Origin of the sequence: Neorhizobium sp. DAR64860/K0K1, assembly GCF_050500205.1 — a bacterium.
Classification (GTDB): Bacteria; Pseudomonadota; Alphaproteobacteria; order Rhizobiales; family Rhizobiaceae; genus Neorhizobium; species Neorhizobium soli.
In genome coordinates this window covers 526,279-538,803 of the sequence record NZ_CP191459.1, presented here as the reverse complement: position 1 = coordinate 538,803, position 12,525 = coordinate 526,279, and the positions used below count along the sequence as shown (strand labels likewise).

14 protein-coding genes are annotated in these 12,525 nt (G+C 60.5%); 4 read left to right on the top strand and 10 right to left on the bottom strand.

Annotated features, from left to right (window positions below; translation table 11 throughout):
- Positions 1-73: 73 nt before the first annotated feature.
- The 5 genes from ACQY1J_RS07165 to ACQY1J_RS07145 all read right to left on the bottom strand — a co-directional run bounded on the left by ACQY1J_RS07165 (position 74) and on the right by ACQY1J_RS07145 (position 2,949).
- Positions 74-274 (bottom strand): hypothetical protein, encoded by a 201-nt coding sequence (locus tag ACQY1J_RS07165; protein WP_062582124.1) that lies wholly within the window; start codon positions 272-274, stop codon positions 74-76.
- On the bottom strand, positions 271-966 hold the full coding sequence (locus ACQY1J_RS07160; protein WP_430251065.1) for a GNAT family N-acetyltransferase: 696 nt from the start codon (positions 964-966) through the stop codon (positions 271-273). Before ACQY1J_RS07160 ends, ACQY1J_RS07165 begins: the two co-directional genes overlap by 4 nt.
- 113 nt (positions 967-1,079) lie before the next feature.
- Positions 1,080-1,463, bottom strand: a complete 384-nt coding sequence (locus tag ACQY1J_RS07155; RefSeq protein ID WP_430251064.1) for an ester cyclase — start codon at positions 1,461-1,463, stop codon at positions 1,080-1,082.
- 11 nt (positions 1,464-1,474) lie between these two features.
- Complete coding sequence (locus tag ACQY1J_RS07150) at positions 1,475-2,188, bottom strand: tellurite resistance TerB family protein (protein ID WP_062461148.1); 714 nt, start codon at positions 2,186-2,188, stop codon at positions 1,475-1,477.
- 98 nt (positions 2,189-2,286) lie between these two features.
- Positions 2,287-2,949, bottom strand: coding sequence for a 2-dehydro-3-deoxy-phosphogluconate aldolase (locus ACQY1J_RS07145; RefSeq protein ID WP_113109713.1), 663 nt, complete (start codon positions 2,947-2,949; stop codon positions 2,287-2,289).
- A 217-nt stretch (positions 2,950-3,166) separates the two neighbouring features.
- Between ACQY1J_RS07145 and ACQY1J_RS07140 the strand changes: the two genes are divergently transcribed.
- From ACQY1J_RS07140 to ACQY1J_RS07125, 4 genes are read left to right on the top strand one after another with little or no spacing between them, the layout of a single operon-like run.
- Positions 3,167-3,664, top strand: a complete 498-nt coding sequence (locus tag ACQY1J_RS07140; protein WP_113109712.1) for a CYTH domain-containing protein — start codon at positions 3,167-3,169, stop codon at positions 3,662-3,664.
- Positions 3,639-4,547, top strand: a complete 909-nt coding sequence (locus tag ACQY1J_RS07135) for a CHAD domain-containing protein (protein WP_430251063.1) — start codon at positions 3,639-3,641, stop codon at positions 4,545-4,547. Before ACQY1J_RS07140 ends, ACQY1J_RS07135 begins: the two co-directional genes overlap by 26 nt.
- 55 nt (positions 4,548-4,602) lie before the next feature.
- On the top strand, positions 4,603-5,547 hold the full coding sequence (locus tag ACQY1J_RS07130) for a rhodanese-related sulfurtransferase (protein WP_430251062.1): 945 nt from the start codon (positions 4,603-4,605) through the stop codon (positions 5,545-5,547).
- A 25-nt stretch (positions 5,548-5,572) separates the two neighbouring features.
- Complete coding sequence (locus ACQY1J_RS07125; protein ID WP_430251880.1) at positions 5,573-5,893, top strand: low molecular weight protein tyrosine phosphatase family protein; 321 nt, start codon at positions 5,573-5,575, stop codon at positions 5,891-5,893.
- Between the two features lie 12 nt (positions 5,894-5,905).
- Here ACQY1J_RS07125 and ACQY1J_RS07120 read toward each other — a convergent pair whose 3' ends face one another.
- The 5 genes from ACQY1J_RS07120 to ACQY1J_RS07100 all read right to left on the bottom strand — a co-directional run bounded on the left by ACQY1J_RS07120 (position 5,906) and on the right by ACQY1J_RS07100 (position 12,432).
- Positions 5,906-8,095, bottom strand: coding sequence for a bifunctional diguanylate cyclase/phosphodiesterase (locus ACQY1J_RS07120; RefSeq protein WP_244508729.1), 2,190 nt, complete (start codon positions 8,093-8,095; stop codon positions 5,906-5,908).
- A gap of 150 nt (positions 8,096-8,245) precedes the next feature.
- Positions 8,246-9,022, bottom strand: coding sequence for a MetQ/NlpA family ABC transporter substrate-binding protein (locus ACQY1J_RS07115; protein ID WP_113167546.1), 777 nt, complete (start codon positions 9,020-9,022; stop codon positions 8,246-8,248).
- Positions 9,023-9,065: 43 nt separating this feature from the next.
- Positions 9,066-9,734: a methionine ABC transporter permease gene (locus ACQY1J_RS07110; protein ID WP_062461169.1), complete on the bottom strand. Its 669-nt coding sequence runs from the start codon at positions 9,732-9,734 to the stop codon at positions 9,066-9,068.
- Positions 9,724-10,758: a methionine ABC transporter ATP-binding protein gene (locus ACQY1J_RS07105; RefSeq protein WP_113167550.1), complete on the bottom strand. Its 1,035-nt coding sequence runs from the start codon at positions 10,756-10,758 to the stop codon at positions 9,724-9,726. The genes ACQY1J_RS07110 and ACQY1J_RS07105 overlap by 11 nt, the downstream gene beginning before the upstream one ends.
- A gap of 297 nt (positions 10,759-11,055) precedes the next feature.
- Positions 11,056-12,432, bottom strand: a complete 1,377-nt coding sequence (locus ACQY1J_RS07100; protein WP_430251061.1) for a GH1 family beta-glucosidase — start codon at positions 12,430-12,432, stop codon at positions 11,056-11,058.
- Positions 12,433-12,525: the final 93 nt, after the last annotated feature.

Genomic DNA, 12,525 nt, shown 5'->3' with positions numbered 1-12,525 from the left:
TTTCCACACTCATCCCTGTGACAGGCACAGGGATGAGAACGTCTTCACGCTTGCGCCCGACCATACCCTGCAATTACTTCCGCCGCTGATACCTTGCTCGCAGCCAGAAGATCAGGAAGAAGCCGAGAACCAGCAGCGCGCCGACGAAAAACGCCAGCAGCGGCGAGTAATTGCCGATCCACAACACGATGGTCGGCATGAGATAGATGACCACCGCCGCGCCGAAGAGAATGGCGGCAGCCGCGATCGCCTGTGATTTCGCTTCTGGCGTCATGTGGTTTTCCCGCCGGCAAATTCGGCCCTGAGATCTTCCAGCCGCTTTTTCTGCCGGCCGTCTTCATCGAAATTATCGGGCGAGAGCCAGGCCTCGAACCCGGCCTTGATCACCGGCCACTCACTGTCGATCATCGAGAACCAGGCCGTATCGCGGTTTGCGCCGCGCGAAATGATGTGCTGGCGGAACACGCCTTCGAATGTGAAGCCGTAACGCAGCGCCGTCACCTTGGAAGGCTCGTTCTCGTTGTGGCATTTCCATTCGTAGCGACGATAATCAAGCGTCTCGAACACGTGGCGAGCCATCAGGTAATGCAGCTCTGTCGACATCGGCGACCGCTTCATCGCAACGCCGTGCGCCACGGACCCCACCTCGATCACACCGTTTTTCGGGTCCGGCCGCATATAGCTCGCCATGCCGACAACCGCGCCAGAGGCGTTTTCACGCGCAACCAGCGTCACGAAGCCAAGGTTCGCATTCACATTGTCCAGCCACGCGCCGAACTCTTCGGCGGTCGAATATTGATCGTTCGGAAAATAGCGGATCAGCTCGTTGATCCCCTCGGCACCGCCCAGCGCCTCCCAGAGATCAGCCAGATGCTTTTCACGGTCATAGGGCTCGAGCGTCAAGAACCGTCCGGTCAGGGTGACGGGGCTGGGGGCGGCAACTTTGTAATTGGAAAGATCGCGCATTCGGGCAGGTCCAGCAAGATGCGCAGCGGCTGCGTCGCAATCGCTGCAGATGAGGCGTCAAGGCTTAGGCCAGCACCTGTCGAAAGGCAACCGGCTGAGACGATCGATGGAGCTCACAGCTGCGCTTCGATGGCGACCTTGTCGACTATCGACCAGACCTGCACGATCTTGCCGTCGCGAAACCGATAAATGACGTTTTCACTAAACGACACCCGGCGCCCATTGACCGGAAGCCCCAGAAACTCGGCCCGAGGCGAACACTCGAACAGCAACCGGCTGACCACATGCGGCGGATCGACGACCAGCAGATCAATGCTGAAGCGGAGGTCGGGAATATCGCTGAAATTCCCGACGAGCATATCGCGGTAGCCGGACAGCCCGAGCGGCCGGTCATTATGGATGACATCGTCATCCACAAAGTCCCCGAGCCGCCCCCAGTCCTGCCGGTTCAGGCAATGGATGTAATCGCGGTAGACGTCACCGAGATCGTTACCCATGTTCTCGCCCTTTAAGCGGGCACTTTTGCTGCGGTGACCGTCGCATCGATGTGCTCGAGCAAGGCATCGGGCAGGCCGAGGCGTCCGGCGAGAAGATCGAGGTAACCGCGCTCGGCCCGCGTATCCGGATCGATCGTCATGCGGGTCGCGGTGTAAAGCTCCACCTTCTGCTCCTCGGTGCGGGCAGCGGCGACTAGATCGTCGATATCGACAGGGTTGGCAAGCTCGTCGCGGATAAAGGCTTCCGCCTCGTCGCCGAGATCGACCTCATGCACCTTGTTCATGATGTTGGCCCGCTCGGCCGCATCGATATGGCCGTCCGCCTTGGCGGCAGCGATCATGGCGCGCACCAGGGTCAGGGCGAAATCGTTGGTAAGCTCAGGTGACTGAAGCGAAAACGGGCTGTCCGGCGGCGGCAGCGCAATCGGCTCGGCAGCAGACGGCGTCGGCTGAATCGCTGCCTGCGGCGACTGCCCGGACTTGTAGTTCTTGTAGGCGAGATACCCGAGACCCGCGACGGCTGCGATGCCACCCACGGTCACCACATTGCCGGCAATCTTGCGGCCGGTCTTGGTGCCGAGAAGTGCTGCGGCAATGCCGGCAGACTTCAACGGATTGTTCTTCGCCATATCGCCGAACTGCCCAGCCCGGCCCTTCACGCTTCCCGAAAGACCGGGGACCTGCGAACCCAGGAACTGGTCAAGAAGCTTCTTCGCGTCGAACATCCGTATCTCCTACTGTTGAATTCGAACCCGGAGATAGGAACGGCAGCCCAGGAAAACAATTTTCCCGCGCCGCCGATAACGAAAATGTCAGAACGGATTTAAGCCCTGAGCGCGAATGCCTCGGAGGCGAGCTTGGTGATGGCGGCCCAGTCGCCGGCTGCGACGAGTTCCTTCGGGGCTACCCAGGAACCGCCGACGCAGATGACGTTGGGGAGCGACAGGTAATCGTTGGCATTCTTCAGCGAAATGCCGCCAGTCGGGCAAAACAGCGTGCCTGCGAGTGGCGACGAAAGGGCCTTCAGATAGGCGGCGCCACCGGCCTGTTCGGCAGGAAAGAACTTCATCACGTTGTAACCGGCTTCCCGGAGCGTCATCACTTCGCTGGCAGTCGCTGCACCCGGAAGAAGCGGAACCGGCGAATCCTTGGCGGCCGCGAGAACACCCGGAGAAACGCCCGGAGACACGATAAAGGTCGAACCGGCCTTGACGGCGGCTTCCCAGTCTTTCGCGTTGAGGATCGTGCCGGCTCCGACATTGGCGCCTTCGACTTCGGCTGCAACAGCCTTCACGGCGTCGAGCGCTGCCGGCGTGCGCATGGTGATCTCGATCGCCCGCAGTCCGCCGGCGACCAGCGCCCGCGCAAGCCCGACAGCCGACTTCGCATCATCAACGATCAGCACCGGAACGACGGGCTGCAATTTCAGGATGGTCAGCAGCTTTTCAGTCTTGCTTGGGTTCTGGCCCGGATTCTGGTCAGCCATGAAGAACACTCCCTAAAACGATTGAAATCCCTTGCCCGGAAATAACGGTCGATCACGTCATTGTCGAGAACAAATCCCCCGATCCACGCAACCTCGGGCCCCTTGCCGACTTCTCTTAAGCACCCGGCCGAAGCACCGCTTTACCATGCTCTTGCCGATACTCTTGCCCTTGTGCATCTTTGCGCTACGGTACATCTCCACAACCAAGACGAGGCCCATGGGACAGGAAATCGAGCGCAAGTATCTGGTCAAGAACGATGCCTGGCGGAACGAGGTCGCATCCTCCTCGCGGTTCCTGCAGGCCTATATCGCCGTTGCCGCTGATCGCTCGGTTCGCGTTCGCATCATGGATGACGAGAAGGCCAAGCTGACGATCAAGATCGGCTCGGAATTGTTCTCGCGCTCGGAGTTCGAGTACGAGATTCCGCTCGCCGATGCCAAGGACATGGCAGCTGGTGCCACCGGCATCGTCCTCGACAAGACCCGCTTCAATGTCGAGCATCAGGGCTACACCTGGGAAGTGGATGTGTATGAAGGCGTCTATAACGGCCTGGTTGTCGCCGAGGTCGAACTTCAAAGCGAAACCGAACGTCCGCCGATACCGGACTGGATCGGCGACGACGTCACAGGCGATCGCCGCTATTCCAACGCCGTCATGGCCAACCAGGATCTGAGCCGGGAGCTTCTCGATGGCCTACCACCTGCGACCCGATAAGCCGTTTACCGTCGAGTTTGTCGCGGTTGCCGAGCAGCAGCTGTCGAAGGCGGTCCGCTATCTCGCCGACAAGCCCGATGGGGCTCACACGGCGATCCACGATGCGCGCAAGCGTTTCAAGCGCGTGCGGGCGCTGTACCGCCTGATCCAGCCGGACGCCAAGGAATTCAGAAGCCGGGAAAACACCCGGATCGGCGACATGGCCCGCAGCCTCTCTGCCGTGCGCGATGCAACGGCGCTCGTCGAAACGGTCGATTATCTTGCCGGCCAGTCCACGTTGCCGGAAGAACAGGCAGCACTTGCCTTTGCCCGCGACGCCCTTTCCAAACGCCGCGACGAGATTGCCAAGCACCAGGAAGACTTGCCCGCCCGCATGGCGACGGCGGTGATCATCTGCCACGAAGCCATCGACGCGTTGCACGGCCTCTCCCTCGACGACCGGCCGGAAAAGACCGCCAACCGGCTTGCCAAGGTCTGGAAGAAACAACGCCTGCAGGCGCTTGCCGCGATCAGGGAATGCGAGGGCAATGCCCATGCCGAGGCATTCCACGAATTGCGCAAGAGCGGCCAGACCTACTGGATGCATCTTGCCCTCCTGCGCGACATCTGGCCGTCGGCGATGCGCGCCAAACAGGCCGAGGCGAAATCACTGGTCGATCTTTTAGGTCACGAGCACGATCTTTCCGTTCTCTCGGGCCTCGTCAACGAAAGCCCCGACCTTTTCGGCGACAGCGACACGCTGGCGCGGCTACTCGCCGCCATCATCGCCCGCCAGCAGGCGCTCCGGAAGGAAGCACTGCCGATCGCCCAATCGGTGTTTTCCGATAGTGCCGCCACCGAAAGCAGGATGATCGCGCTCCTCTGGAAACACGCGGCGTCGTGAAGACGACAGCGCCCAATCCATTGCGCAACAGCGCATCTGGTTGTATGGGACCGGCATGACCGAAAGCCACCTTCTCCCCCGCCCCGAAGCCACGGGCGCATTTCTCGTTGCCGCGCTCTATCACTTTGCGCGGTTCGAACGATTTGCGGATTTCCAGACGCCGCTGCAGGCCTTTTGCGACGCGCGCGGCATCAAGGGCACGCTGCTGATCGCGCGCGAAGGCATCAACGGTACGGTGGCGGGTTCCGATACTGATATCGCCGAGCTTCTGACATTCCTGCGCGCCCAGCCCGAATTCACCAGTCTGGAGCACAAGGAAAGCCGCGCATCGAAAATGCCCTTCGTGCGCATGAAGGTAAAGCTCAAGAAGGAAATCGTCACGATGGGGGTCGAGGATATCGATCCCAACAGAATCGTCGGCACCTATGTCGAGGCGAAGGACTGGAACGCGCTGATCTCAGATCCCGAGACCATCGTCATCGATACCCGCAACGATTACGAGACCGCGATCGGCATCTTCAAGGGCGCTGTCGATCCCAACACCAAGACGTTTCGCGAATTTCCCGACTGGGTGAAGAACAATACCGGCCTGCACAACAAGCCGAAGATTGCCATGTACTGCACTGGCGGCATCCGCTGCGAAAAGGCGACAGCCTTCATGAAGCAGCAGGGTTTCGAGGACGTCTACCACCTGAAGGGCGGCATTCTGAAATATCTGGAACAGGTGCCGGAAGAAGAAAGCCTCTGGGAAGGCGCCTGTTTCGTGTTCGACGAGCGCGTCTCCGTCGAGCATGGCCTGAAGGAAGGCAACCACAAGCTCTGCCACGCCTGCCGCAATCCGATCACCGCCGAAGAGATCACCTCGCCCAAATATGAGGAAGGCGTCTCCTGCTCCCATTGCTACGACAGCCGCACCGAGGAAGACCGGTTGCGCTACCGTCAGCGGCAGCTCCAGATCGCCCTCGCCAAACAGCGCGGCGTCAAGCATATCGGTAGCTGAGCGTCCGCGAGAAGGATGGACTAGACTGAAAAACATCCTTTTTGTCTGCAGCCAGAACAAGCTGCGCAGCCCGACGGCCGAACAGGTTTTTGCAGAATGGCCCGGCATCGAGGTGTCGTCCGCCGGCACCAACAATGATGCCGAAAACCCTCTCTCAGCCGAATTGATCGAATGGGCCGACACCCTCTTCGTCATGGAACGGACCCACCGGGCAAAGATCCAGCAGAGATACCGATCGCAGCTCAAGGGCAAGCGGCTGATCTGTCTCGATATACCCGACGATTACGACTTCATGGATGCGGGCCTGATTGCAATCCTGAAGACAAAGGTGTTGCGGCATCTCTAGCCTGAGACGTTTTCAGGCAATCCGCTTTCCGTCCCGTCCCCGGTCGGTGCGGTAAATGACGTCGATCTCATGGGCTTCCATCGGCCGACCGAAGAAATAGCCCTGCAATTCATCACAGCCCGTCATCCGCAACTTCAACGCCTGGTCCTCGCTCTCGACGCCTTCCGCCGTCACCGGCATGCCGAGCGAACGGGCAAGCGCCACGGTCGCCTGCAACGTCTGAACCGCGTGGTCACCCTCGGACATCGCATGCACCAGCGAGCGATCGATCTTCATCCGGTCGAAACCGAACTGCCGCAGATATCCGACGCTCGAAAAACCAGCGCCGAAATCGTCAAGAGCAATTTCGACACCGAGCTTTTTCAGCCTGGCAATCGCTGCGCGAGCGCGGTCTGGGTTCTGGATGAAATACCCCTCGGTCATTTCCAGCGTGATGCGCGACGGATCGGTTCCGGTCTTGCGGAACATCGAGGCCACATGCTGCGAAAATTCGGGATCACGGAACTGGCCGGGCGAGATATTGACGGCAAGCTTGATGCCGGGCCAGTCGGCGATGCGCTCGCAGGCCCGGTGCATGACGAACAGACCCAGCTGGTCGATCAGTCCGCTTGATTCCGCAATCGGAATGAACACATCCGGCGGCACCGGTCCGTAACCCTTGCGGGTCCAGCGGGCCAGCGCCTCGACGCCGATCAGCCGCCAGTTCGTCGCATCCACCACGGGCTGGTAGACGATGTTGATTTCGCGCCGCTCGATGGCGATCCGCAGGTCCACTTCCAGCCGGTTGCGCTCCTCGCGCTCGGCATCCATTTCCGGCCGGTAATTCTCATAGCGGCCGCGGCCGGTTTCCTTGGCACGGTACATCGCCATGTCGGCCCGACGGACAAGCTCTTCTCCCGGCACGTTGCCGCGCGGCGAGATGGCGACACCGATACTGGTTCCGATCACAGCCACCCGTTCGCCGATGACGAAGGGCTCGCCGAAGAAGCCGAGAATGCGGTCGCAGAGAATAGGTGCCACCGGAGATGCCCCCATCACCGGAAGAGCGATAGCGAATTCGTCGCCGCCGACGCGCGCCAGGATCGCCTCGCTGCCAACAAGCGTCTTCAACCCGGCCGCCACGCCGCGGATCAGCTTGTCGCCGGTCCCGTGACCATAGGCATCGTTGACTTCCTTGAAGCCATCGAGATCCAGATAGAGAAGCAAAACATGCGCGCCCTGCGCCCGGCTTTCGAGAACAAGGGCGTCGAGAGCGGTAAAGAAACCTGAACGGTTCAAAAGCCCGCTCAACCGGTCGCACATCGCGAGCCGTCTCGCATCGGCTTCGTCGCGCTTGAGCTGGTTTAGGGTGATGCTGCCACTGACCACGAGCAGCAGGAAAAACAGCCCGACCATGGCAAGCGCGCCGTAGACCAGAGGCTGCACCTGGGAGAAGCCGAGGTCGCCCGGACGCCGCGGCTGCCACGAAAGCTTGACCAAAAGCTTGCCGTGCAGGTTGCGAAGTTCGACGCTGTTGCTGGTCTGATCTGTCTTGTCGATGAACCGCAAACCCTCGACAACATAGGTCCTTGCAAGTTCCGCCACCTTTTTTTCGTCCAGCTGGCGGGCAAAGACGAGAAACCGTCTCTCCGAGAGCGGCTTGTCGAGCGCGCCGGATTTTTCGCGCACCAGGGCGACGCCGACAGCCGCAACGCCGTCGCGTGTCTGAACAAAGCCCGTGGCTTCCGGCAGACCGTCGCGACCCGTGGACAGGACCCGATCGAACAAGGTCCAGAGCGACGTATCGAAATACTCGCGCGGGTTCCATTCTGCCGGACGTCCCTCCTGATAGGACATCAGCACGTTGCGCTCGGTGTCCATCACGATCGCGATATCGAACAGGCCGCTGTTGGACGTCATATCGCCGTAATTGCTGACAACCCAATCCTGTCCGTCCTGGGCATAGACGAACTGGGCAGCATCATCCCATGCCGAATAATCGTTGAGGGTGGCCTGAAGCTGGGTTCGGAAGGTCTGCAGCGCGCCTTCGGTGGTCTGCATCGAGCGGCTGTCGTCATACCGGTTGGCATAATCTGCAATGCGGCCGACGGCCGTCAGAATGAAGACGGTCACGAGCGTGACGACGACTGCGAACAGGACAAGTTGCATCGCCACGACAGACCGACGGCCGGCCGGAACGGAACGCCGGAAATGTGACGGCATGAACAACAATAGCCCGCCCCTTCATTAAGGGGGCCACATTGGACGGCGATCTCTTCAGATATCGTTAACTTCAATAAGAAAAGCCGGTCTCCGCGGAGACCGGCCTCGATTAGATCACTTCAATCTGAGATCCTACCGTCTTTCGACGTGTTACCAGGACGGAATGACGACGCCCTTGAACGTGTCGAGCACGAACTGCTTCACCTCAGGGCTGTGATAGCTGTCGACCAGCGTCTTCACCCAGGCGGCATCCTTGTCCTTCGCGTTGATCGCGATGATGTTGATGTAAGGTGCCTTTTCGCCTTCCTTGGCGATCGTGTCCTTGGCCGGGTTGAGACCACCCTCGACCGCGAAGTTGGTGTTGATCACGGCCGCATCGACGTCATCGAGCGAACGCGGAAGCTGAGCTGCGTCGAGCTCGGCAAATTCGATCTTCTTCGGGTTTTCGGTGACGTCGGCCGGCGTTACCTTAAGGCCCTTTTCGGCATTGAGCTTGATGAGACCCTTGTCGGCCAGGATCAGCAGCGCGCGACCGCCATTGGTCGGGTCGTTGGGGATCGAAACCGTAGCACCTTCCTTCAGTTCGTCGAGGCTCTTCACCTTCTTGGAATAGACACCCATCGGGAAGTTGACGGTTGTGCCGACGGCGATCAGGTCGAACTTGCGGTCGGTCACCTGATTGTCGAGATACGGCTTGTGCTGGAAGGAATTGGCCTGAAGCTCGCCATCAGCCAGCGCCTGGTTCGGGACGACATAGTCGGAGAATTCGAGGATATCGATGTTGAGGCCCTTGGGGGCTGCGATTTCCTTGACCTTTTCCATGATCTGCGCGTGCGGACCGGGCGTCACGCCGATCTTGATGTCTTCGGCAAAAGCCGATGCGGCAGTGATGGCGCTGAAGGCGGCCGCGAGAATGATGTTCTTCATGTCTGTCTCCTTGGATTTTAAAGAATGAATGGCTTGTTCTTGATCAGGTCTTGCGGTTGCGCCTGTCGAACCGTCGGGCGAGACTGTCGCCGGCGCTCTGGACCAGCTGAACGAGAACGATCAGCACCACGACGACAGCGAGCATGACTTCCGGCATGAAGCGCTGGTAACCGTAGCGGATCCCGAGATCGCCGAGACCACCGCCGCCGACCGCACCGACCATCGCCGAATAGCCGATCAGGCTGACCATGGTCATGGTGAGCGCGAGGATCAGGCCGGGCCGGGCTTCCGCGAGCAGCACCTTGAAGACGATCTGCATCGGCGAAGCCCCCATGGCGCGGGCCGCCTCGATGAGACCGCTGTCGATCTCGCGGATCGCCGCCTCCACGAGCCGCGCAAAGAACGGAATGGTGGCGATCGTCAAAGGCACGATAGCCGCATTGGTGCCGATCGAGGTTCCCGTGATCAACCGGGTAAACGGTATGATCGCAACGACCAGAATAATGAACGGCGTCGAGCGCGCGGCGTTGACGATGAGGCCGATGACGCGGTTGGCCGCCGGTGCCGGAAACAGCTCGCCACGGCCGCTGGTGGCAAGAAAAATGCCGATCGGCAGCCCAATGGCCGAGCCGATCAAGCCGGCGATCGCCACCATCTGCAGCGTCTGGGTCAGCGCCTTGGTGAGAAGGTTGATGAGCATCTCAAGCGACATAGCCGAGCACCTCCGTCTTCAGGCCGGTCTCGGCATAGAATTGTTGCGCCCGCGCCATCACGGCCGGGTCCGCGGAATAGGAAACGACCAGCGATCCGAACGGCTCGCCGGCGATCTCCTCGATCGCGCCCGCCAGAATGTTGACGTCGGCGCCGAGTTCGGCAACCAGACGTCCCGTCAAAGGCTTGAAGGCCGTATCGCCGAAGAACACCAGCCGCACCAGCGCCCGGTCCCCCGCCGATGGTTGCCGTTTGATGCCGTTGCGCAGCCATTCCGGCAGGTTGAGTGACGAGGCAAGCAGCGTGCGCGTCGTCTCGTGCCTGGGATCGGCATAGACTTCGAACGTGCGCCCGGCCTCGACGATGCGACCGGCATCGATCACCGCCACATGGCTGGCGACCGTTTTCACCACTTCCATTTCGTGCGTGATCAGGAGCACCGTCAGCCCAAGTTCGGCGTTGATGCGCTTCAGAAGATCAAGGATCGAATGCGTGGTCTCCGGATCGAGCGCCGAGGTGGCTTCGTCTGAGAGCAGCAGTTTCGGATCGGTCGCCAGCGCGCGGGCAATGCCGACGCGCTGCTTTTGCCCACCCGACAGCTCGGACGGGTAACGCCCGGCCTTGTCGCCGAGACCGACGAGATCGAGCAGAGGCCCGACCTTGGCCTTGATCGCCGCCTTGTCCACACCGGCAATCTCGAGCGGCAGCGCCACATTGTCGAACGCGGTTCGCGAGGACAGCAGATTGAAATGCTGGAAGATCATGCCGACCTGGCGGCGCAGCGAACGCAAACCATCTTCGCCGAGCCCGCCCACTTCGACGCCATCGACCACGACCGTGCCGGACGTCGCCTTTTCAAGCCCGTTGACCAGCCGGATCAGAGTCGACTTTCCGGCCCCGGATCGGCCGATGATACCGGCGATGGAGCCGCGGGCGACCGAAAAATCGATACCGTCGAGCGCGGTGAATTCGGGCTGCCCGGACGCACCGCCGAACCGCTTCACCACCTTTTCGAACGACACCATGGGCGCAGCATTCGCCACGTCAGGCGAAGCGGCATCGGCCACGGCAGTAACAAGTGTCATGATAAGCTCACACGTTCAGTCAGGTCATCCCGGCGACAAGGGTCGCCGTCTCAATTCATGCAGCCAGGCGGCACATTCGATGACAGGTGACTTTGCGGAGCATTCGATCGGCTTTCAATGGAAGCCGGGAGGCCTCGTTATTGATGGCGCATCAATGCCCCGCCTGCGCCACATTTTACAGGGATGAGATTTCAAATTCGGCGAAAACGAGAAAAAATCTTCTACACTCTCGAGAAATCATGCCGGGGCGTGGTTACCCTTGGGAAACTGGGCCGCGAGTTCGCGATACCATTTGCCGCTCTGCTTGATCGTACGAACCTGCGTCTGATAGTCGACATGCACAAGGCCGAACCGCATCTGGTAGCCCTTTGCCCATTCGAAATTGTCCATCAGGCTCCAGGCGAAATAGCCCTTCATCGGATAACCGTCGCGGGCGAGATCAGCAACGACGCCGAGATGCTCGACATAGTAGTCAAGCCGCATCGTGTCATCGATCGTGCCGTCGGCGCCAAGGTCGGTATTGTCGCAGGCGCCGTTTTCGGTGACGTAGCATTCCGGCAGGTCGTAGCGGCGGTAGAGATCCTCGACCAGCAATTTCATGGCGGGCGCATAGATTTCCCAGCCGATATCGGTGACCGCTGTTTCGACGAAAGGCGCAGGCTTTGTCGCCGGGAATTCCGCACCATCAGCGGTATCTGCAAGAACGCGCATCGGCGTATAGTAGTTGAGGCCCCACCAGTCGAGCTTCTGACTGATGACGGCAAGATCGCCGTCTTCCACTTTCGGCATGCGATCGCCAAGCGCCGACATCAGCGACGCCGGATATTCGCCCTTGAACACCGGGCCGAAAAAGGCGCCGTTGTGGAAGTCGAAGGCACGCTCGGCAGCAGCGCTATCATCGGCGCTATCGGAACCGGCAATGACGGAATGCGCGTTGAGGACGATACCAACAGGCACATTCGGCGTCACATGCCGGATCGCCTCGACCGCCAGTCCATGCGCAAGGTTGGTGTGATGCATGGCGGCAAGGGCCGCCTCCATGTTGCGCTCGCCCGGCGCATGCTCGCCATAGAGGTGGCTGAGCCACACAGAGCACCACGGTTCGTTGAATGTCGCAACCGAGTCCAGCCGGTCGCCGAGACGCGCCATCACCACCTTGGCGTAGCGCTGGAAGGCGTAAGCCGTCGATCGCGCGGCCCATCCGCCGTCGCCCATCAGCGAAAGCGGCAGGTCCCAGTGATAGAGCGTCGCAAATGCCTTGATGCCACGCGCCTTCAATCCGTCGATCAGCTTGTCGTAGAAATCGAGCCCCTGCTCGTTGATCCGGCCGGTGCCCTCAGGAATGATCCGCGGCCAGGCCAGCGAGAACCGGTAGGCGGAAACACCCATCTCGGCGATCAGGTCGAGATCCGCTTCCCAGCGATTGTAGTGATCGCAGGCGATATCGCCATTGTCGCGGTTATGGACCCGCCCCGGCATGTTGGAAAACGCATCCCAGATGGAAGGCTTCCTGCCATCCGCCTTGGTCGATCCCTCGATCTGGTAGGCGGCGGTCGCAACGCCAAAGGTGAAATCGCCTGGGAAACGGGCTGCGAGGGTCTGTGGATCAGTCATCAGGATGCCGCCATATGGAGGTGCGACCGAGACAATGACCCCGGCCGTCATAGCAGCGACGTGTAACCAAATGCCCGCCCGTTGTACAGGTTT